Source organism: Marinobacterium marisflavi (assembly GCF_982447095.1).
Map to the genome: position 1 here is coordinate 2,107,572 of NZ_OZ457898.1, position 21,392 is coordinate 2,128,963.

The 21,392-nt window shown below is 53.9% G+C and carries 22 protein-coding genes; 5 read left to right on the forward strand and 17 right to left on the reverse strand.

The genetic code is table 11. From position 1 onward, the window contains the following. Position 1: 1 nt before the first annotated feature. From AC1WNR_RS10375 to rluC, 5 genes are all read right to left on the reverse strand, one after another. The gene (locus AC1WNR_RS10375; protein WP_481644417.1) at positions 2 to 877 is read right to left on the reverse strand and encodes an alpha/beta fold hydrolase; all 876 of its coding nucleotides are present in this window, start codon (positions 875 to 877) and stop codon (positions 2 to 4) included. Between the two features lie 58 nt (positions 878 to 935). After that, complete coding sequence (gene thrH / locus AC1WNR_RS10380; RefSeq protein ID WP_481644418.1) at positions 936 to 1,553, reverse strand: bifunctional phosphoserine phosphatase/homoserine phosphotransferase ThrH; 618 nt, start codon at positions 1,551 to 1,553, stop codon at positions 936 to 938. A gap of 70 nt (positions 1,554 to 1,623) precedes the next feature. After that, positions 1,624 to 2,598 carry an HTH-type transcriptional regulator CysB gene (gene cysB / locus AC1WNR_RS10385; protein WP_481644419.1) on the reverse strand — a complete coding sequence of 325 codons (975 nt, stop codon included), beginning with the start codon at positions 2,596 to 2,598 and terminating at the stop codon, positions 1,624 to 1,626. Positions 2,599 to 2,728: 130 nt separating this feature from the next. Beyond that, a complete protein-coding gene (locus tag AC1WNR_RS10390; protein ID WP_481644420.1) occupies positions 2,729 to 3,841 on the reverse strand; it encodes a hypothetical protein in 1,113 nt (370 codons plus the stop codon). 39 nt (positions 3,842 to 3,880) lie between these two features. Further along, on the reverse strand, positions 3,881 to 4,867 hold the full coding sequence (gene rluC / locus AC1WNR_RS10395) for a 23S rRNA pseudouridine(955/2504/2580) synthase RluC (protein ID WP_481644421.1): 987 nt from the start codon (positions 4,865 to 4,867) through the stop codon (positions 3,881 to 3,883). Positions 4,868 to 5,456: 589 nt separating this feature from the next. On the opposite strand from rluC, the gene rne reads away from it, so the two are divergent. Beyond that, on the forward strand, positions 5,457 to 8,288 hold the full coding sequence (gene rne, locus AC1WNR_RS10400) for a ribonuclease E (RefSeq protein WP_481644422.1): 2,832 nt from the start codon (positions 5,457 to 5,459) through the stop codon (positions 8,286 to 8,288). Between the two features lie 165 nt (positions 8,289 to 8,453). Here rne and murB read toward each other — a convergent pair whose 3' ends face one another. The 8 genes from murB to AC1WNR_RS10440 all read right to left on the reverse strand — a co-directional run bounded on the left by murB (position 8,454) and on the right by AC1WNR_RS10440 (position 15,302). Beyond that, complete coding sequence (gene murB, locus AC1WNR_RS10405; RefSeq protein ID WP_481644423.1) at positions 8,454 to 9,473, reverse strand: UDP-N-acetylmuramate dehydrogenase; 1,020 nt, start codon at positions 9,471 to 9,473, stop codon at positions 8,454 to 8,456. After that, a complete protein-coding gene (locus AC1WNR_RS10410; protein WP_481644424.1) occupies positions 9,470 to 9,955 on the reverse strand; it encodes a low molecular weight protein-tyrosine-phosphatase in 486 nt (161 codons plus the stop codon). Before AC1WNR_RS10410 ends, murB begins: the two co-directional genes overlap by 4 nt. 3 nt (positions 9,956 to 9,958) lie before the next feature. Further along, entirely contained in the window at positions 9,959 to 10,723 is a 765-nt protein-coding gene (gene kdsB / locus AC1WNR_RS10415) for a 3-deoxy-manno-octulosonate cytidylyltransferase (protein ID WP_481644425.1), read from the reverse strand. Then, positions 10,720 to 10,911 (reverse strand): Trm112 family protein, encoded by a 192-nt coding sequence (locus tag AC1WNR_RS10420; RefSeq protein WP_481644426.1) that lies wholly within the window; start codon positions 10,909 to 10,911, stop codon positions 10,720 to 10,722. The genes kdsB and AC1WNR_RS10420 overlap by 4 nt, the downstream gene beginning before the upstream one ends. Further along, complete coding sequence (lpxK, locus tag AC1WNR_RS10425; protein ID WP_481644427.1) at positions 10,901 to 11,914, reverse strand: tetraacyldisaccharide 4'-kinase; 1,014 nt, start codon at positions 11,912 to 11,914, stop codon at positions 10,901 to 10,903. Before lpxK ends, AC1WNR_RS10420 begins: the two co-directional genes overlap by 11 nt. Next, a complete protein-coding gene (locus AC1WNR_RS10430) occupies positions 11,907 to 12,320 on the reverse strand; it encodes an ExbD/TolR family protein (protein ID WP_481644428.1) in 414 nt (137 codons plus the stop codon). The genes lpxK and AC1WNR_RS10430 overlap by 8 nt, the downstream gene beginning before the upstream one ends. A 9-nt stretch (positions 12,321 to 12,329) precedes the next feature. Further along, complete coding sequence (locus tag AC1WNR_RS10435) at positions 12,330 to 12,950, reverse strand: MotA/TolQ/ExbB proton channel family protein (protein WP_481644429.1); 621 nt, start codon at positions 12,948 to 12,950, stop codon at positions 12,330 to 12,332. A gap of 99 nt (positions 12,951 to 13,049) precedes the next feature. Further along, a complete protein-coding gene (locus AC1WNR_RS10440; RefSeq protein ID WP_481644430.1) occupies positions 13,050 to 15,302 on the reverse strand; it encodes a DNA internalization-related competence protein ComEC/Rec2 in 2,253 nt (750 codons plus the stop codon). A 131-nt stretch (positions 15,303 to 15,433) separates the two neighbouring features. On the opposite strand from AC1WNR_RS10440, the gene AC1WNR_RS10445 reads away from it, so the two are divergent. Then, the gene (locus AC1WNR_RS10445; protein ID WP_481644431.1) at positions 15,434 to 15,949 is read left to right on the forward strand and encodes a DUF2062 domain-containing protein; all 516 of its coding nucleotides are present in this window, start codon (positions 15,434 to 15,436) and stop codon (positions 15,947 to 15,949) included. A 3-nt stretch (positions 15,950 to 15,952) separates the two neighbouring features. Here the strand turns inward: AC1WNR_RS10445 and AC1WNR_RS10450 are convergent, their stop codons facing one another. Together AC1WNR_RS10450 and AC1WNR_RS10455 are read right to left on the reverse strand one after the other, a co-directional pair. Next, on the reverse strand, positions 15,953 to 16,633 hold the full coding sequence (locus tag AC1WNR_RS10450; RefSeq protein ID WP_481644432.1) for an ABC transporter ATP-binding protein: 681 nt from the start codon (positions 16,631 to 16,633) through the stop codon (positions 15,953 to 15,955). Continuing rightward, entirely contained in the window at positions 16,626 to 17,873 is a 1,248-nt protein-coding gene (locus AC1WNR_RS10455; protein WP_481644433.1) for a lipoprotein-releasing ABC transporter permease subunit, read from the reverse strand. The genes AC1WNR_RS10450 and AC1WNR_RS10455 overlap by 8 nt, the downstream gene beginning before the upstream one ends. Positions 17,874 to 17,934: 61 nt before the next feature. Here AC1WNR_RS10455 and AC1WNR_RS10460 point away from each other — a divergent pair, with 61 nt between their 5' ends. The 3 genes from AC1WNR_RS10460 to AC1WNR_RS10470 all read left to right on the forward strand — a co-directional run bounded on the left by AC1WNR_RS10460 (position 17,935) and on the right by AC1WNR_RS10470 (position 19,601). Then, positions 17,935 to 18,525, forward strand: coding sequence for a PilZ domain-containing protein (locus tag AC1WNR_RS10460; RefSeq protein WP_481644434.1), 591 nt, complete (start codon positions 17,935 to 17,937; stop codon positions 18,523 to 18,525). Between the two features lie 5 nt (positions 18,526 to 18,530). Beyond that, a complete protein-coding gene (locus AC1WNR_RS10465) occupies positions 18,531 to 18,821 on the forward strand; it encodes a hypothetical protein (protein WP_481644435.1) in 291 nt (96 codons plus the stop codon). 66 nt (positions 18,822 to 18,887) lie between these two features. Next, positions 18,888 to 19,601 carry a YebC/PmpR family DNA-binding transcriptional regulator gene (locus AC1WNR_RS10470; protein ID WP_481644436.1) on the forward strand — a complete coding sequence of 238 codons (714 nt, stop codon included), beginning with the start codon at positions 18,888 to 18,890 and terminating at the stop codon, positions 19,599 to 19,601. A gap of 103 nt (positions 19,602 to 19,704) precedes the next feature. On the opposite strand, the gene sthA is transcribed toward AC1WNR_RS10470, so the two are convergent. Together sthA and nqrM are read right to left on the reverse strand one after the other, a co-directional pair. Further along, positions 19,705 to 21,105 (reverse strand): Si-specific NAD(P)(+) transhydrogenase, encoded by a 1,401-nt coding sequence (gene sthA, locus AC1WNR_RS10475; RefSeq protein WP_481644437.1) that lies wholly within the window; start codon positions 21,103 to 21,105, stop codon positions 19,705 to 19,707. A gap of 53 nt (positions 21,106 to 21,158) precedes the next feature. Beyond that, positions 21,159 to 21,389, reverse strand: coding sequence for a (Na+)-NQR maturation NqrM (gene nqrM, locus AC1WNR_RS10480; RefSeq protein WP_481644438.1), 231 nt, complete (start codon positions 21,387 to 21,389; stop codon positions 21,159 to 21,161). Positions 21,390 to 21,392: the final 3 nt, after the last annotated feature.

Genomic DNA, 21,392 nt, shown 5'->3' on the forward strand with positions numbered 1-21,392 from the left:
CCTACGCACCAGTCTGGAGATATCGTTCTAGCTCAGCATTCATCAGCTGCGCAATCTGCCTTGGCTTCTGATAGGGCAAGGAGTGGTCGGTACCGGGTATCATAAAGTAGTGCCAATTAGGCATCTGCTCGGCCAGACAGCGATGCAGCTCATGCATTGGATCAACACTGAGACTGCCAATAAAGCTACTCACATCGCCTTGAGCGGCCAACAGACGTTCGCGCTCAAGCTGATTAATAGCAGCGTTAACGGCTTCCAGAGAGTGCGCAAAACCTTTGGCGCGCTCCCCTAAGCGCTGAATGGTTAGCTTCTCTACCTGCTCGCTGACGCGACGATTAGGCGAAATAGTATCAAGAAAACGCTTGATGCCGGTCTCTGCGTCCTGCTGGTGCAGAACTTGAGCCGCGGCCGCGAATTGCTGACGCACGCTAACCGTCTCCTGCCAATCAAGCCGATCGAGCGCCGCACTCTCAAGCAGGTACTGCTTCTCTACTTGATCTCGCAGGTTCTGTTTTAGCAGCAGCGAAACCAAACCGCCCAGCGAGTAGCCACCCAGGTCAAAGCGGGTCCAGCCCAGATGACTCAATAGTGCCTGCAGGTCGGCCACCAACTCCTCAACCAGAAACGGGTGTTCGTGAGAATCTAAGCTCTGAGTATCCCCAGCACCGCGAAGATCTGGCACAAGAATCTCGGACCAGCCGCTCAGAAAGCGCTGCAGCGCCTCCCAGGTATAGCGCCCTGCAACACCAGCACCATGAATCAGAACTAGGCGTCGGCTCGTTGTTACACCGGGGTGGGAGTAAATTCTATAAGCAATAGAGTGCCCAGCATGCTCAAAGCTGTGCTGCGCCGATTGAGTTTGATTTTGAGGAGTCATGTGCCAAATAAGCATCTGGTGGGAGCGTCACCCCCACCAGCATGGGTAACCGAGCTATTTATAGACTCAGATCGCGGTTACTAGCAGCAAGGAACGCCTTCTTCAGGTCTTCGTAGTTGTGTACCGCTGGGAACTGCGGAAACTCATCAATCACGTTCTGCGGTGCGTGGAACAGAATGCCCTGCTCTGCCTGACCTAGCATTGTTGTATCGTTGTACGAATCACCAGCAGCGATCACACGGTAGTTGAGCAACTGGAATGCGCGTACAGACTGACGCTTAGGATCACGCTGACGCAGAGTGTAATCGGTAATTCGACCCGTCTCATCTACCTCAAGCTTGTGACAGAAGAGCGTTGGGTTACCGAGTTGAGCCATCAGTGGCGCAGCAAACTCGTAGAAGGTATCCGACAGGATGATCAGCTGAAAGCGCTCGCGGAGCCAGTCAACAAACTCCTGCGCACCTGGTAGCGGGCTAAGACGGCTAATCGTCTCTTGGATCTGTGGAAGCTTAAGACCGTGCTCATCCAGAATACGCAGGCGCTGCTTCATCAGCACATCGTAATCAGGAATGTCACGGGTAGTTGCTTTAAGTTCTTCAATACCGGTCTCTTCTGCAAATGCAATCCAGATTTCCGGGATCAGAACACCTTCAAGGTCAAGACATGCAAGTTCCACTAAATCGCCTCCAGCTAAAATGTGTTGGCACTCTAGCGATTTAGTGGCGTGGTTTCAATGCATAAGACGTTTAGCGGCGTGGCAAATCCAGACCGGCAAAGAGCTCGTCAACTTCAGCTCTGTTTGAGCAGGCCTGAACATTTTCAACCACCTCAGCAGTGAGGTGCGGGGCAAAAGCGCGAATAAACTCGTACATGTAACCACGCAGGAAGGTGCCTTTTCGGAAACCGATCTTGGTAACGCTGTCAGGCACAAGATGACTGATATCCAGAGCCACGAGATCGGAATCCAGCTCTGCATCAAACGCCATCGATGCGATGATGCCAACACCCAATCCAAGTCGCACGTAGGTTTTGATAACATCCGAGTCCACCGCGGTAAAGACGATCCGCGGTTCAAGGCCCTGTTTGCGGAACGCTTTGTCTAAATCACCACGGCCGGTAAAGCCGAAGGTGTAGGTGACAATAGGTACCGTGGCCAAATCTTGCAGTGTGATCTCTTTAAGCTGGGCTAGTGGATGGGTCTTAGGCACGACAACCGAACGGTTCCACTTGTATACCGGCATCATGACCAGATCAGAGTGGCCGCCAATGGCCTCCGTAGCGATCGCAAAGTCTACGTCACCATCAGCCGCCATCGTCGATATCTGCACTGGGTTACCCTGATGCATGTGCAAGGACACGTCAGGGTAGCTCTTGATGAATTCGTTAATGATGGGTGGCAGCGCATAACGAGCTTGAGTATGAGTAGTCGCCACTGAAAGGCTACCTTTGCGCTCATCACTGTGCTCTTGAGCAACCTGACGAATCGAGTCAACCTTCTGCAGAATGTCACCGGCAATCTCAAGAATCGATTCACCAGCAGGTGTAATACGAGTGAGGTGCTTACCACTGCGAGCAAATACTTCTACGCCCAGCTCATCTTCAAGCAGACGAATCTGTTTGGAGATACCCGGCTGTGATGTGTACAGGCTCTGGGCCGTCGCAGAGACGTTAAGATCGTGTTTTGAGACTTCCCAAATGTAGCGCAGCTGCTGCAGTTTCATTATGTACCCCGAATAAAGCAGTGGTGGGCTGTATATCGTTAGCACGAAGTAATATAACACTTCAGAACAAGCATATCAAAATAACATATGCTTATTCTTTATACTTACATCTGGTCAGGCCGTGATTTTGTTAGAGCTTAGCGTTGAGTCGACGAATTTGATCTTCCTGTGTCGTGATACGCTTCTCTAGCGAGTTAACACGCGCATTTGCACGGGTTAGTTGCTCATCACGCTCTTTAATCTGTTGACGCAGCGTATTCTCGCGCTTGGACTGCTCGTTAGACGAAACAGCTGCGCGCTGATTGAGACGACGATTGTCCTCCTCCAGCTCGGCAATCTGCGCTTCCTGGCGCCGCGCTGTGTTGCCCTCGCGTAGCAGTTTGGAGTTGAGAGTAGCAATCTCTCGGCTGTAGCTCGTCAGGGTCTCTTTCAACTGCTCGACCTCTTTCTCGAGGTCCGACAGGGTCGCATTTTGCATATCGATACGGGCATCTTTGCGAGCGGTCTGTGCTTGCAACTCATGCACCTGACGCGTCAATTCAGCTTCACTACGACCTGCATCATCTCGCGCTTTCTCCAGCGCATTTCGGTAGTGACGCGCTTCAACCTCAGCGCGGCTCACCGCCTCTAGTGCCTGACGTTGCTCCTCCTTGATACGCTGATCAAAGAGCTTCTTACCGTCCTCATACTGCTTACGAAGTTGCGATAGTTCGGACTCAACGTTGGCGCGCTGCTGCTCAAACTTCTTACGCTGGTTAGTTTCCGAGGCTAAATTGGCTTTAAGAACGGTAATTTCAGCTTCGAGTGTGCGCACGTGCTGCGCTTCTTTCTCCATCGCTGCAGTCTGATCGCGATATTTGCGCTCCAACTCACGGTAACGGGCCTCGGAATCACGCACCTGATCCTGTGTTGCCCTGCGCTCCTCTTCGTCACTGACACGGGAGGCGCTGATCTCATCGCGTACGATGCCGACAGCCTCATCCAGCGCCGCGGTCCAGATTTGGCGCAACTGCATCTGTAGCATCTCAGGCGGATTGTGCTGTTTCTTGGCGCTGACCGGTAAGGCCTTATTTTGACGCTCGATGAACTGTGTCGTCCAACGCGCGAAGGGGAGCTCTACCTCGTGCACCTGAAGTGCCGTCTCTTCAATTAGACGCTCCAAACTTGGCAATTCGCCCTGTTCCACCAGTTGATCGGCGATTTCAAAAATACGCTGTTCTATATCAGGCATCTGCTCGTTCATATCCAAACCCAGCTAGTAAGATCGGTTCCGCTTGGGCTATTAAAGTTTATCCATTAAATCGGTCAGTGCAGAATCTAACGGCGCACTCACCTCCAATCGTTCACCCTGTGGAAGGCTAACCACCAGACCTGCAGCATGCAACATCAATCTTCGAAATCCGAGATCGCGGAACTGTTGATTATCCTCATCAGCGGTGTACTTGGTGTCGCCGACAATTGGATGCCCGGTAAACTGACAGTGCACACGAATCTGGTGGGTACGGCCGGTTTTAGGACGAGCCTCCACCAGCGTCGCCAAATCACCAAAACGGCGCAGAACTTTGTAGTCGGTGACGGAGGCCTTTCCTTCAGCGTCCACTTTAACGAAACGCTCACCGGAACGGACCTCTGCGCGCAGCAGTGGTGCATCAATCCGCTTGTGCCGCGATTCCCAACGTCCAACGACAAGCGCCTGGTAGACCTTTGTGACCTTTCGCTCTCGCAGCGCCTCGTGCAATACGCGCAACATGGAACGTTTTTTGGCGATCATGATACAACCCGAGGTGTCCCGGTCTAGGCGGTGTACTAGCTCAAGAAAACGGGCATCTGGACGCAGCTTACGCACCGCTTCAATCAGACCTAGGGAGACGCCACTCCCTCCATGCACAGCAAGGCCCGAAGGTTTGTTCAGCACCATCAGGCGATCATCCTCAAACACCACAGCTGATTCGAGATGCGCGAGCAGCGAATCGCTAACCGGGGCAGCCTCGCCTTTTTCCGGCAAGCGCACCGGTGCAATACGCACCGTATCGCCGCCCTGCAGCTTATACTCAGGTTTAATGCGCTTCTTATTGACACGCACCTCTCCTTTACGCAGCAACCTGTAAATCAAACTTTTTGGAGCTCCTTTAAGAGCCGTTCTCAAAAAGTTATCGATGCGCTGCCCTGCCTGATCGGGCTCGATATCGATGTACTGAACTTTGGGCGCGTCTGATTCGGCTGCAGCAGGAGCCAAAGCGCTGCGTTTTTGGTGCTGAGGTTGCGTCATTAAAGGGACTGATTAGTAAATGATTGATTGCTGATATACAGCGTTGTTGCTATATTCTACCGTTGCTGATTGGAGAAAGCCGCAAAAAGTTGTCCGGCTGTCCGCCACGACCTCAGACGAGCCCCCTGCAGAAACAGAGCAGGGCCACGCAGTGAGGCGATGTAAGAGCCCTGATTTAATCCAGTGTGCCAGTCGCTCAACTGGTTGTTGAACTAATCGTCGAAAGATTCGTCGCGCCTCCCTCCAGCCCATGGGCTTCGCACACTGAGTGCTGAAGTTAATAGAAGAGTTTTTATCTAGGCTACGCCTGCTAGATTGCTGATGCGCTCAGCGACTGGTTGCAGGTGGAGATGCACGCTTACCAGGAACCTGCGCAACAGGGAGCTATTGATCGACCATTTGAATCGGTCACCAAAGGCTGCGCAGTAACAGCAAGAAACTATAACGATATAGGTCAGCGTTTCCTCCACCGTATGAGATCCGTTTTAAGGTTGCGGCACTGCCCCAGCCTTTGCGTTGATTGTGAAAGACCAGCACCGCCTTTGCGCACCTCAGCCTCTACAGATGCAGCTGCAAGAGACTGATTTTAATGAAAAGAATGCTAATTAACGCAACTCAACCAGAGGAGTTGCGCGTAGCGTTGGTCGACGGCCAGCGCTTGTACGATCTGGATATCGAATCGACCAACCGTGAGCAGAAGAAAGCGAACATCTACAAGGGTCGAATCACCCGAGTAGAGCCCAGTCTCGAGGCTGCTTTCGTTGACTACGGCGCCGAGCGTCACGGTTTCCTCCCCCTGAAAGAGATTGCTCGCGAGTACTTCAGCGGCTCACCTGAGCGTGGCCAGCGTCCGAATATCAAGGAGCTGGTTAAAGAGGGAAGCGAGATAATCGTACAGGTCGAGAAAGAGGAGCGCGGTAGCAAAGGTGCTGCACTGACGACATTTATCAGCCTCGCCGGCCGCTATTTGGTACTGATGCCTAACAACCCACGTGCCGGCGGTATCTCGCGCCGTATCGAGGGTGACGAGCGCACCGAATTGAAAGACGCAATGTCTGGTCTGGAGATTCCAAAAGGTATGGGCGTTATCGTTCGTACCGCGGGTATCGGCCGCAGCACAGAAGAGCTGCAGTGGGACCTGAACTACCTAGCAACCGTCTGGGATGCCATCACCAAGATTAACGACCGCCCTGCTCCATTCCTGATTTACCAGGAGAGTAACGTGGTGATTCGTGCCGTACGTGACTACCTGCGAGCTGACATTGGTGAAGTCCTCATCGATGACAGCAGTGCACATCAGCAAGCACTTGAGTTCGTTCGCCAAGTAATGCCGAGCTACGAGGCGCGCATTCGTGAGTACAAAGAGCAGACTCCACTGTTCAACCGCTTCCAGATTGAGAGCCAGATTGAATCCGCTTTCGAGCGTGAAGTTAAACTGCCATCTGGCGGTTCAATTGTTATTGATCCGACCGAGGCACTGGTCTCTATCGATATCAACTCAGCGCGCGCTACCCGCGGCGGTGACATAGAAGAGACAGCACTGAACACCAACCTGGAAGCGGCTGATGAGATCGCTCGCCAGTTGCGTCTGCGCGATATGGGTGGCCTGGTAGTTATCGACTTCATCGACATGACGCCGATTAAACATCAGCGTGAAGTCGAGAAGCGTCTGCAAGAGGCTCTCAAGCTAGACCGCGCACGTGTTCAGATGGGTCGTATTTCGCGCTTTGGCCTACTGGAGATGTCGCGCCAGCGTTTGCGCCCATCACTGGCTGAGAGCCGCGGCCACGTCTGTCCTCGCTGTCACGGACAAGGCACCATCCGTGATACCGAATCATTGGCGCTCTCTATCCTGCGCCTGATCGAAGAGGAGTCAGCGAAAGATCGCACGGCTCAGATTCGCGCGATTCTGCCGGTCTCTGTGGCGACCTACCTACTGAACGAGAAGCGTCATCAAGTGCACGACATCGAAGTGCGCAACAAAACGCGCGTCGTTGTGGTACCCAACCCGAATATGGAGACCCCTCACTACGAGGTCGTTCGCCTGCGTGATGACAACACGCTGACCACACTCAACGATGCTAGCTACACGCTGCAGCCGGAAGAGATGGAAGAGGACACCAGCGAAGAGCCTAAAGTTGTGCGTCGTGAGCAGGCCGCCGTACAGGGTGTACTGCAGACTGCCAACCCTCCTCAGCCAGCCGCTCCTGCCACACCAGCTTCGGAGCCAGCAGAGCCTCCACCAGCTGCACAGGCCGAGCCAGCGCCAGCACCTGCGGCTGCGCCATCACTCGGCCAGCGCATTATGCGTGCACTGAAGAACCTGTTCGGTGGCAGCAGCGAAGCTGAGCCAAAAGCCAAAGCCGAACCCGCAGAGAAAACTGAAGAGAAGAGTGACGAGAACCGTAACCGCTCCAACCGCGGCAACCGCGGTGGCCGCAACTCCAACAACCGCCGTCGGAACGACAATCGCCGTGGTGGCCGTCGGGGCCAGCAGGAACGTCGTGATAGCGATGAGGTGATCACTGTTGAACAGGAGTCAAACCTTCCTGAGATTGGTAAGTCTGACGAGCAGAACAGCGAAGAGCGCAGCGAAGGCCGCTCACGTCGCCGTCGTCGCGGCGGTCGTAACAACCGTCGCAACAACGATGAGGAGCAGGGCAACAACAACGCCGCTGAGAACTCGGATGAGAATCAGGAACAGCAGCCTAAACGTGAGCGCAGCAAGCGTCGCGGCCGTTCACGCCGTGCCAATAGCGATCGCCAGGCTGAACGCACCAATCCGTTCGTAGCAGAGGCTCAGGAGGAGCAAATCCAGCAGACGGATGAAGGCACAGCTGAGGCAGTAGCTTCTACCGAACAGGCTGAGGTAGCTACAGCTGAAGTTCAGAGCGAAGTCCCCGCAGAGGCAGAAGTTACTGCTGAAGAGACTGCGACTGAAGCTCCTGCGACTGACGTTGCTGAAGAAGCGCCCGCAGCAGAGGCATCTGATACCGAAGCCACAGCTGAGACGGAAGAGCCTTCAGCTAGTGGAGAGCCTTCAGCTGGTGAAGAGCCTTCAGCTAGTGAAGAGCCTTCAGCGGACGAGGAGCCCTCAGCTAACGAGGAGTCAGTGGACGAAGAGCCTTCAGCAGAATCAGAAACTGAAACTGCTGAAACTGCTGAAACTGCTGAAACTGCTGAAACTGCTGAACACGCAGCAGAGCCGGAAGCAGCGCAAGCTACAACAGAAGAGGCACAGACAGAAACCGCAGCGGCAGAGACCCAACAGCCAACTGAAACGGCTGCAGAGGAGTCTGAGGCAGCTCCAGAGTCCAGCGAAACAGCTGAGCCGGCAGCACCTGCAACACGCCGTCGCCGTCGCGCTGCCAACGATCCGCGTCTGAAGCGCAAACAGCAGGAAGAGACCTCATCTAATTGAGAGACCTCATCCAATTGAGAGACCTCATCTAGTTAAGGGCGTTCTCAGCAACCCGCAGACAATAAAAAAGCCCCACTACATCAGAGTAGCGGGGCTTTTTCTTTGGCTGCACAACGGTGTTTATTTAGCCCGAGATAACTCGACAAATTACACCCTCAGCTTCGTTCAGCTAAGCGGGTAAGAGATGGGCTCCTGCTCTAGAGCGATACCAAACTTCTGCTGCACCCTTTCAAGCACCAGCGTGGATAACCGCTGGATATCGGCTTTGCTAGCACCACCGTAGTTAACCAGCACTAGCGCCTGCAGCTTATGCACTCCAACCGACCCATCGGTGTACCCCTTAAGCCCTGCCTGCTCGATCAGCCAGCCGGCCGCCAGCTTGCGACCTGAATCAGCTGGGTAATTCGGAATTGCAGGATACTCCGCGAGTAACTCCTCGAATTGCGCCTGAGTTACAACCGGGTTTTTAAAGAAACTACCGGCGTTACCCAGTGTCGCGGGGTCCGGAAGTTTGGCGCTACGAATTTCACACACAGCATCAAACACGGCTAGAGCATCGACTTCCGACTCTTCTCCAAAGCGCTGCGCCAGCGGTGCATAATTAAGTTTGGGGTGGTACTTGCGGCTGAGGCGGAAGGTGACGCTAGAAATTACAAAACGCCCGGGATTGCGTTTGAACAACGAATCTCGATAGCCAAACAGGCAATCCTCTACAGTCAGGTTAACCCACTGCTGAGCCTGACTGTCATAGGCGTCGACGCACTCGATAAGCTCGCACACTTCAACGCCATAGGCGCCAATGTTTTGTACCGGCGACGCGCCGACAGAGCCCGGAATCAGCGCCAGATTCTCTAAACCGTAGTAACCCTGTTCCAAAGTCCAGCGTACAAAAGGGTGCCAGACTTCACCAGCGCCAACACGTAAAAGCGCACTTTGATCGGTCGACTCCAACAGCTCAACACCTTGGAGTTTCAGCTGTGCGACGATGCCCGGCACTGACTCAGCCAGAACTAAATTGCTTCCACCACCGAGCCAGAGCACCGGTAGACTCTGCTCTGCAGCGTAGCTGAACAAACGTGGAATCTGCTCAGGCTCAGTAATCGCAATATAGGACTCTGCAACGCTGCGAAGACCAAGGGTGTTGAGGGCGGTAAGGTCAAACTGAGGTTGTAGCCTGAGGCTCATCGTCCGGCCTTTAACAGGTGCTCGAGTAGACCATCGGTCGCAGCTTCTATCAAATCAACCACCTGATGGAAGCCTTTATCACCGCCGGTGTAGTAGGGATCGGGGACCTCAGCGAGACCGGTATCTGCGTAATCCAGAAACAGCCCCAAGTGCCCTGAGTAATCCGCCGGCATCATCTGCTGAAGATTTGCAAGGTTACTCTGATCCATCGCCAGAATGTAATCAAACTGTTCGAAATCCTCAGGACGCACCTGACGAGCGCGCAGATCGGCCATAGGATAGCCACGTTGGGCACCGACCTGTTGTGAGCGTTCATCAGGACTCTCACCCACATGCCAAGCGCCGGTACCGGCAGAGTCAATACTCAGGTCAAGCTGCGGATAATCGCTGACACGCTGACGAAACACCGCCTCAGCTGTGGGCGAGCGGCAGATATTTCCAAGACATACAAAGAGCACCGATTTCGAGATTTTGCCCGCCACCGCTTAAGACCCCATCATCGCCCGCAGACGCTCGAGGTCCTCAGGGGTATCCACACCTGTAGGCGGAGCTATCAATGCATTATCGACGTGAATCTTGGCGCCATTCCACAGCGCACGTAGCTGCTCCAGTGACTCACAGGTCTCAATCGGTGCCGGCGACCAATTCACGTAGTCGTTGAGGAAACGCACACGATAGGCGTACATGCCAATGTGACGTCGCCAGTTAAAACTATCCGGTAGCTCTGTGAGGGGCTGACCAGCTACCATCGCGTCACGTGGCCAAGCTATCGGCGCGCGTGAAAAGTAGAGCGCCATGCCATCTCGATCGGTCACAACCTTAACGACGTTGGGGTTCATCAACGCTTCGACAGACTCAATCGGCTCGCACAGAGTCGAGATAGCAGCTTCGGGACGCGCAGCCAGATTGTGGGCAACCTGATTAATGATCTTTGCGGGAATCAGCGGCTCATCACCCTGTACATTGACGATGATCTCATCGGCGTAGAACCCCAGCTTCTCTGCAACTTCTTGCAGGCGATCAGTACCGCTGGGGTGCTCGCTCGAGGTCATCACCACTTCGGCGCCAAAACCCTCGGCAACAGTCGCAATACGCTTATCATCAGTCGCGACGACGACCCGCGTAGCTTCACTTTCGCAGGCGCGCAGATAGACATGTTCAATCATCGTCTTGCCGCCCAGGTCAGCCAGTGGCTTCCCAGGAAATCGACTAGAGGCGTAGCGTGCCGGTATAACGACGGTAAAACTCATGACTCTTCCTGCGATCGCTCTTCGCTGGACAGTGCTCGAGCTTCAGACTCCAACATTACCGGAATACCATCGCGCACCGGATAAGCAAGTCCGCTAGCACGGCAGATCAACTCGTTGCGCTCCTTATCCCACTCCAGTGGCGCTTTACTCACCGGACACACCAAAATATCGAGCAGTTTAGGATCCATGGGTCTCTCCAACTTGGGGTGCAGCAACTCTACGCACCGCCTCGGTTAACTTCTGTTGCGAGCGCTCATCTAAACGGGCTTCAACGCCCAGCGCCCAGCAATTTTGATTTGCAATGTCCGCGCATTTTACCGCATCTTTCTCGGTCATCACCAAGGTTTCACGCGAAAGCTCTGTCACGAGTTGCGGATCGATCTCGGCATGATCAGACAGCGGAGTTGGTTTCACACTAAAACCTAGCTGCACCAAAGTATGGAAAAAACGCTGCGGATGGCCGATACCGGCAATAGCGTTGACCTTTGTACTCCCCAGAGCTTGAGCACTGGCCTCGCGCACCTCGCCGGTTTTCAGATTTCTTAGGTGAATCGGCTGCAACTCATAGCGCAGCGCGTTCGGGTATTCGAACCGGCCGCACCCATTAAGCACAACAAAATCGACCTCAGCGAGCCGTTCGGGCGACTCGCGCAGTGGGCCCTCCGGCAATAACTGCGCATTACCCAATCCGCGAGCTGCGTCGACCACCGCGATCTCGAGCTGGCGTGAGAGGCGGTAGTGCTGCAAGCCGTCATCGCTCAAAATCAGATCTACCGGCTCAAGTCTTATCAACATACGCGCTGCCGCAACTCGATCCGGATCGACTACAACCGGCACACCCGTTAGCCGCGCAATCATCGCCGGCTCATCGCCGCAAATACTAGGATCAGTACTGGGATTTACTTGGATCGGATAGAGCGGTGATTTACCACCATAGCCGCGACTGATCACACCGACGCGTAGCTTCTCTCGCTGGCAGAGCTTAATCAGTTCGATCAGCAACGGTGTCTTGCCACTGCCACCGACAGCAATATTGCCAACCACAACAACCGGAATATCTAAACTTATGGCTGCGGCAGATAACCGCTGACGGCGCGCCCGGCTGAGCGTGCCAAACAGCAGCGACAGTGGTCGCAGTACGAGAGTCCAAGACGCCTTGCCGTACCAGGCTCGCTCTAAGATACTACTCACTTTCGCGGGTGGTTATACTGAGTTTAGTGAAGCCGAGTCCACCCGCGACGTCCATCGCGGTCACAACAGCCTGATGAGGTGTACGCGCGTCAGCGCTGATAGTCAGCGGTAACTCGAAGTTATCAGCTGCGGCTTTAGCGAGCGCCGTTCTGAGCGTTCGCGCTTGAGCATTCACCAGCCCCTGACCATTGACTCGATACTCACCCTCTGCGGTGATAACCACTTCAACCGGACGCTCAGCACTCACTTCAGCGGTGTTATCCGCCTGCGGCAGATCAACCTCGAGCTGGGTTTCACGGGTAAAGGTGGTAGAGACCATAAAGAAGATCAACAGCAAAAACACCACATCGATCAGCGGTGTTAGGTTGACGTTGATCTCATCGGCCTGATGGCGTTGGAACTTCAACAGCGACCCCTACTTCAGATCAACTTCACGGTGGCCATGCATGATGTCCACCAATTTGATTGACTCCTGCTCCATCTCAATCACAAGCTCGGAGATACGGCGCTGAAAGTAGCGATGCATAACAACCGCTGGAATCGCAACCGCCAAGCCCGCCGCCGTTGTCAGGAGCGCTTCAGAGATGCCGCCGGCCAGCACACTCGCGTTACCGGTACCCTGAACCATGATCTCAGTAAACACCTTGATCATACCGATAACGGTACCGAGAAGACCGAGCAGAGGCGTGATCGCAGCAATGGTACCGAGGAAGTTGAGGTAGCGCTCCATTTTATGCACCACACCCGAAGCAGCCATCTCAATAGCCTCTTTCATCTGGTCGCGGCCATGTTTGGCGTTATTCAGACCCGCCACTACTAGGGTACCCAGCGCACTCTTATTGCGGATCTGATTCAAGTGTTCAGTGGTCAGTTGCTTCTCTTTGTAGAGGGCCCAGACATACCCCAATAACCCCTTAGGCAGAATAATTTCACGACGCAGTGCGATCAGACGCTCTACACAGATAGCCAAAGCGATAACAGAACAGAGCAGAATCGGTAGCATCAGCCAACTGCCTGCCTTAATTAGCTCAAACACTGAGCTCCCCCTAAAACGCACATTCTTATCTAGTTTTCTCGACTCTAGCACAGCCCCCAGAGACTGTTAATGGCTGTTGGCTTTCGTCGGTGTGAAAGGTCAATGCCAATATCGTCGGTTTGTCTCAAGAAAGCTCGTGGTACTGCAACCCGAGCCGTCAGCCTGTAGGTGGATAGCACCAACTTTAGCGGTATCCAACAGCGGAATCGCACGTTGTTTAAGGCGCGCTGTTACGCTCGAATGTGGGTGGCCGAAGTGGTTATTTCTCCCGCGTGAGTTCAACGCCAATCTGGGTTGCCAAAAATTGAGCCACCCGTCACTGGTTGAGGTTTTGCTGCCATGGTGCGATAGGTGTAGCCAAGTAAGCGGTTGCCCTACCCCCTCTGATTCCAATTTGCGCATCAAGCGCTCCTCAGCGGCGGTAGAGAGATCGCCTGCAATTAACAGAGAGCACTCCCCGTTGGACAGATAGAGCCAACAAGAGGCGTCATTGTCATCTCGCACCTGGGTTAACCCTCCGACCCGTATATGCACACCTTCGATCTCTCGCTCATATCCCAAATGGCACGCTCTCCCCTCCACCTGCTCCGGTTGGCCGCTAAGTCTCAGTTGGGGTCGATGAAATCGCCGCAGTGCTGCGACACCACCCGCGTGATCGCGATCGCCGTGGCTCACGACCAACAGCACCGGCTTGCGATCAACTCTGCGTTTGAGCTCGGGTATCAATGTGAGTTGCGCTACGGCAAAGTTATCACCAAAAGCCGGGCCGGTATCATATACCCATCGCTCTGTGGGCAGATCGATAACTGCGGCCTGCCCTTGTCCTACATCCAAGAGGGTTACCGCAAAGCCTGGATGCTTTTCTGGTGTATAGAGGAGCGCGGGTAAGAGCAGTAGTACGCCAACTAACCTGAGCCTAAGTGGTACCAGTAGCAAAATCATACCCACCAAGCTCAACAGAGTGAGTGCAAGCGGTGCCGGTGTCCACAATGGACTGAGCCCGATCTCTGCATTGATTGATAATCCACTCCAGAACAGTGCGACCCACTGCTCAACCAACCACTCCCCCCAGTCGGTATAAAAGCCCAACGGCAGCATCAGCGGCAGGACCAACACGCCACTACTGACCCAAGGAATTGCCCATAGGTTACTTAGCACAGAGAGCAAGTTGAGTTGTGAGAGCGCGAAGAGCAGCACCGGCAGTAATAGCAGGCTGAGTATCAGTTGAACCCGCATCGCCTGAAACATAGCTGACGGGCGATCGCGCAGTCGTCCCAGCTGCATCAAGATCCAGACCAACCCAAAGGAGAGCCAAAATCCGAGATCCAGCACCGCCAGCGGATCAAGCAGCGTCACTAGCAACAGTGCCAGTTTGAATCTTAGACTGAGGGCAGGTGTGCGTCTGAACAATTGCCCCACGAGCAACAGGCTGATCAATACCCAAGCCCGCTGCAGCGCAAGCCCTGCACCGCCAAACCAGAGATAGAGGGTTGTCAGTAGAAGCGCTAAAAGCCAGGGCAAACGCTGCGTCAGGGCAGCCGAGTTGGGATAGCCCAACCGCAGCACCCATGCCAGCATGCGCCCGATATATACCCCCGCAAGCGCCAACACGCCCAAATGCAGCCCACTGACGACCACCAGGTGAACAGTACCGGTGGTTGATAGCAGCTCCCATTGGTTCGCATTCAGGTCGACGGAGTGACCCAATACCAACGCCGAGAGGAAGGCGGCTACCGGGGAGCTAAAGCGCTCGTTTAAATGATCGTAGATCAACTGACGCAGACCGCTTGCGCGGGCCGGAAGCGACTCTAGGTGCGTCTGCAACTCACGCACATACCCGGTGGCATCAATTCTGCGTTGCAGAGCCCTGCGCCGTGAGTCGGGTGAAAAGGGATTCAGATAGCTCTGCGGAGTCTGTAGCCGAGCCGTTAAATGCAACTTATCTGACTGCGTCAGCGGCGGCTCATGTGCGTAGAGTCGTAAGCGAACCGTTCGTAGTCGCGGATAGAGGGGATTGGGCTCGGACAACTGCAGAAGAAACTGCTGACTCCCCTCCTCTACCCTAACAATAGAGGTAATAACACCTTTAAGTTCGAGATCAACTTTGCCAACTTCATCCGGTAGACGGTGGCTGAGCTGATACTGTCCCCAAAGACTGGCATAAAGAGCTCCAAACAGCAGGCCGATGAGCTGCGTTACGATAAACGCCGCTCCAAACCAGCGCAATCCTGGCCCCCACCGAGCGCGTACTAAAAAAACAACGCAAACAACAACAGCTGTAATAACAAGTAGCGCCCAACTCAGCTCACTCATCCGTGCAACACCGAGCAGGCCCGAGATAAATCCGATCATCCTTGATCTTCCCTCTTATCTAGAGCTCACTCAATTGAGTCTAGCAGGCACCTTTGCGCTTGGCTTATAAGGGCAGGCTGGGCATAATCCTACTTCACTTTTTTGTGCACTATTTAGTCAAGTAAGTATTCATGCCTCGTCGTATTTTTAAGCGCTACATGCCAGCACCCGAGACGTTAAGGCAGAACAAAAGCCTCAGCTGGTTAGGCGAGCATCTACACAACCCGAACCTCTGGCATCTTAGCCGACGTTCAGCTGCACGCGCGTTTGCTATTGGACTCTTCTGTGCATTTTTGCCCATACCTGGACAGATGGTTGTCGCCGCGTTTCTGGCGCTCTGGTTAGGCGGTAATCTGGCGGTATCGGTTGGACTCGTATGGCTGACCAACCCTATCACCATGCCACCGATCTTCTTCTCAACCTACAAATTGGGTGCTTGGATACTGGGCTCTCAGCCAGTTGAGGTGCACTGGAGTATCGCGGGCATTGAGGCCCAGATAGCCGCCATCTGGTGGCCGCTGCTATTCGGTTCGGTCCTTTGTGGGATACTCTTTTCTGGGATAGGCTACACCGTCGTAAATCGACTCTGGATCTGGCACGTTCAGAACAACCGCAAACGTGCCTTAAAACGCCGACTGAAAAGCTAAAAGCTACAGCGCCTCAAGCTTGCCGCCTGTCAACACAAGCGCGCGATCCATCCGCTGAGCCAGCTGGTGATCATGGGTCACCATTACAAAGGAGATCCCTAGCTCACGATTGAGCTGATGTAGATATCCCTCAACCTCCTGTGCTGTCTGCGGATCGAGGTTGCCTGTTGGCTCATCCATCAATACACATCCCGGACGGTTAGCCAAGGCGCGTGCAATCGCGACACGTTGACGCTCTCCGCCGCTGAGTTTGGCAGGTCGGTGTGTCATACGCTGCGCTAGGCCCACCTGAGCCAACAGATCTTCAGCACGCGCTCGCGCTTCAGTGACCGACCGCTTGGCCAACAACAATGGCACAGCCACATTTTCTAGCGCGCTGAACTCAGGTAGCAAGTGGTGGAACTGGAAGACAAACCCAAGGTGTTCATTGCGCACGCGAGCTCGAGCCTTTTCAGAGAGACCGTTGAGCAGCTCGCCACCCACTCGTACTTCGCCAGCATCCGGCTTATCAAGTCCAGCGAGCAGATGAAGCAGTGTACTCTTCCCGCTACCCGAGCTACCGATAATCGCCACGCGCTCGCCAGTCTCCACCTTTAGCTCGAGATTATTCAAGATCTCCAAACGGCGCTCAGCATCGACAAAGTGACGGTTCAGACCTGTAGCCTGTAATACTGCACTATTCATAACGCAGCGCCTCCGCGGGCTGGGTTCGCGACGCGCGCCAAGCTGGGTAAATAGTGGCAAAGAAGCTGATCCCTAGGGTAACGCCGACAACGGTCAATAGATCACCCATCTGCAATTCAGAAGGCAGATAACTGATGAAATAGACCTCAGACGATAGAAATTCGATACCAAACTGGCGCTCGACCCAGGCGACCAGATCTGACACGGTCAGCGCCAGAGCAACGCCCAAAATAGACCCTAGTAGAGTTCCGAGTATGCCGATTAGAGAGCCCTGAATCATAAAGATGCGCAAGATAACTGCGGGCGTTGCGCCGAGTGTGCGCAATATCGCGATATCTGCGCGTTTATCGGTAACCACCATTACCAGCGTGGAGACGATGTTAAAAGCGGCGACAAACACTATCAGGAACAGCAGCAGCCCAATCATCCGCTTCTCCAGCTGAATCGCCTGAAACAGATTACCGTGCGTGCGAGTCCAGTCAGAGGTGTAAACCGGCGTCGGCAACTCTCGCGCCAACTCCCGTACCCGCCAAGGGGCCTCAAACAGGTCGACAAACTTGATACGCAAACCCTCAGCACTGCCGGCACCCATCCTTTTTAGGCGAGCAGCATCCTGCATATGAATATAGGCAAGATTAGCGTCGAGCTCTGCACCCACTGAGAATATCCCACTTACCGTAAAGCGCTTCATTCGAGGCACCACCCCAGCAACACTAACCGACGCCTCTGGCAGCACCAAATTGACCTTATCTCCGGGCTGTACGCCCAGAAAACGGGCCAGTAATTCGCCCAACACGATCTTGTATTCACCGGCCTGCAAGTCATTTAAATCGCCTTCTGTCATCTGCTGCGCAGCAATCGAAACGCTCGCTTCTAGATCAGGAGCAATACCGCTAACCATCACGGGTTGCACTCGACCACTGGCGCTGAGCATCCCCTGCGCTTGCGTGTAAGGCGCCACACCCTCAACCTCAGGCGAAAGCAGTAGCTGTTGGCGTAGTGGCTCCCAATCACTCAAAGGGGCGTTGTAGCCATTTATCACAGCGTGAGGAACCATGCCGAGAATACGCTGCTTAAGCTCTCGATCGAAACCGTTCATTACGCTAAGTACGACAATCAGCGCCGCCACTCCTAGCATCAGCCCGAGCATGGAGACTAGTGAGATAAACGAGATGAACAGATTACCTCGCGCCGAGCGTGTATATCGCCAACCCACAAAGAGGGAGAAAGGGGAGAACATTTTTGCTAAATCATCCTATACTCAAAGCAAAACAAGCGATTTGAACGCGCGAGGAGACATTTTGGCTACACATGAGCGCCGAAGCTACTACCGTATCAATTATCCCGTTGCACTGGAATATCATGCAGTCGATATGGACACTATTTTAGCTTCAGAACAGCCAAAGCAGTTCAATGTATCACCCTATTTCACCTTGCAGTTGCAACTGGCTGAGCTTGAGACCGAGATGAGTCAGATTCTAACTCGCGTCAATGACACCCAACCGCACGTAGCTAATGCACTGGACCTACTAAACCGCAAAGTGGAACTGATAGGTCGAACACTCGCAGTGGGCGACCTCCTGGTTGAAGACGCCCATATTGTCGAGGCCAATATTAGCGAATCAGGGATGTCGTTTGCGTCGAACGAATCATTTTCTGAAAAGAGCTTTCTGGCCCTTAAGTTGATCTTCCCAAACGATGCGCTGGGACTTCTGCTCTACAGCGAAGTGGTCCGCTGCGAAGCTAAGGAGAAGGGATTCGAAGTAAGCATTAACTTCATGAAGATGCCGGAAAGCTGCCGCTCTATACTGGCGCGCACGCTGATGCGGGCGCAGATGCGTCAGCGCCGTCTTGAAGCGCTAGACCGCGAGGATGAAGATCTGCGACACTAGGCGCCATGATTCAAGACAACACCAAACTACTCCATCACTTAGGCGCCGGTGCCGGCTTTCTCGGGCTTATCCTCTGGGGCTATCTCGCCGATCGCTTAGGTCTTTTTACGCTACTGAAGCAGTTCTTCCCCGAATCACACTCGGGTGCCGCCGTCATGCTTGGAATCATGCTGATAATGACACCGGGATTTTTCCTCTGGAAGCATTACAACCGCTGGCTTGAGAAGCGACTTGAGATCAGAGGGCGCTACTACGAAGATGACTTCTATAAACAGGATTCAGACAAGTTAAAATAACTTGGTTGTACCTCACTAGATTCCCTATAATTACGGCTTCGAATAACACCAAGGAGCACTAGCCTTATGGGCCGAGCGTATCAAAACCGAAAAGATTCAATGGCGAAAACTTCGGACATGAAGGCGAAGTTGTACAGCCGTTTCGGGCGCGAAATTTATGTCACTGCCAAAGCTGGCGGTACTGACCCTGCGGGCAACCTGGCACTGCGCAGCCTGATGGACAAGGCGAAGCGTGAGCAGGTACCGGCACACGTTATCGAGAAAGCGATCGCTAAAGCGGAAGGCGGCGGTGGCGAAGACTTTGCTCCCGCGCGCTACGAAGGCTATGGCCCAGGCGGCTGTATGGCGATCATCGAAGCACTCACTGACAATCCAACGCGCACCTTCGGTGACGTTCGCCAGGCGTTTGTTAAATCCAAGTCCAAGATCGGCACACCTGGCACCGTTGCACATATGTTCGACCACTGCGCCATCTTTGTCTTCCCACACGATGATGAAGATGCGGTGCTGGAAGCTCTGCTAGAGGCTGATGTCGATGTAACTGATGTCGAGAACGAAGAGGGCAAACTGACCGTCTTCGCGCCGAACACTGAGTACTTCAAGGCAAAAACCGCACTGACCGAAATGGGCATCGAAGAGTTTGAAGTGGACGAGATCCAGTTTGTCCCTCAGAGCTACACCCAGATCAGCGACGAAGATATGCCGATGTTCGAGAAGTTCCTGGCAATCCTCGACGACAATGATGACGTACAGCAGGTTTACCACAACGTAGAGTTGTAAATTGTCACCGGTATAAAAAGAGGGGAGCTTAGGCTCCCCTTCTTAGTCTCACGCCGGCGTACCGCCGTCACTGACCACTGTTCAGGTTTTACTCGTCACACAACTAAATATGCTCGATGCGGTTTAATCCGGCGAGCGCAGCCACACGGTAAGCCTCTGCCATCGTTGGGTAGTTGAAGGTGGTGTTAACAAAGTACTTCACCGTGTTCGCCTCACCCTCTTGTGCCATGATCGCCTGACCGATATGGATAATCTCTGAGGCTTGGTCGCCGAAACAGTGTAGGCCTAGGATCTCAAAGGTCTCACGATGGAACAGGATCTTCAGCATACCGACCGGCTGACCAGAGATCTGTGCACGCGCTGTATCTTTGAAGAATGCTTGACCCACTTCATAGGGTACCGCCTCTTTAGTCAGCTCCTCTTCGGTTTTACCGATCGAGCTGATCTCAGGGATGGTGTAAATACCAGTAGGAACTTCGTTCACGAAGTGGAAGTCCTCAGAACCGAGTAGATCGGTCGCAGCAGCACGGCCCTGATCGATCGCAGCGGAAGCGAGACTTGGCCAACCGATAACATCACCGACAGCGTAGATCCCCTCAACTGCAGTACGGTAGTGGCCATCTACCTGAATCTGTCCACGAGAGTTGGCTTTAAGCCCCACTTTATCCAGGCCCAGGCCTGCAGTATTACCCGTGCGCCCGTTACACCAGAGGAAGGCGTCACAACGCAGGCGTTTACCCGATTTGAGCATCACAGTGACCCCCTGCTCGTCGCCCTCTACCGAATCGTACTCCTCATTGTGGAATATGCGCACACCGGAGTTACGGAAGTGGTAACTCAGAGAGTCTGATATCTCGCCATCCAGGAAGGAGAGTAGACGGTCGCGGTTGTCGATCAGATCGACTTTTACGCCCAGTCCACTAAAGATCGACGCATATTCACTACCGATAACGCCCGCGCCATAGATAACCAGTGTACGAGGTGTGTGGCTCAGTTTAAGGATGGTATCTGAGTTGTAGATTCGACCATGAGTGAAATCAATATCCTTGGGTGTCCAGGGGCTAGATCCGGTCGCGATAATAATGTTAGTCGCCTTGAGAGTGTCCACTGCACCTTTGTTAGAGGTGACACTCAACTCCCCTTTAGCTACGAATTGAGCGCGTCCGAAAAATACATCAACACGGTTACGCGCGTAGAAGTTAGTTCGCAGCATCACCTGATTTGACATCACCTTCTCCGCACGGCTAAGCACGCGTGGGAAAGAGAACCAACGCGGCTCGCCGATGTCTCGGAACATCGAGTTGGTGTTGAACTCAATGATCTGCTTTACGGAGTGACGTAGCGCTTTCGATGGAATGGTGCCTTTATGAGTACAGTTACCGCCAACCTGCGCCTGCTCTTCGATCACTGCGACGCGACGTCCGCGCTTGGCCGCGTTCATCGCCGCGCCCTCGCCTGCAGGACCAGATCCGATAACTACAACGTCATACTCATACACTGCCATTGAATTCCCCTTAAATAACGGCAAAGGGCGCCGAAGCGCCCAATAAATCTCTGTTACTTGGCCTCGTAGGCCAGATCGCTCGTGCTAGTTTTGGCCTGTTTCTGGCCCTCTTCGCCGTCGCAATCTTCCGGGCGGCCACCGCAGATATCACATACGGTATCCATGCCCAGAGCGCTCATACCACCGCATGAGCCCTTAATCGGTTTGTTTCCCAAGAGTACGCCCACCGACATCCCTACAATGATAAGTAGCAATACAGCAAACGTCATAAACATCACTTCCATGAC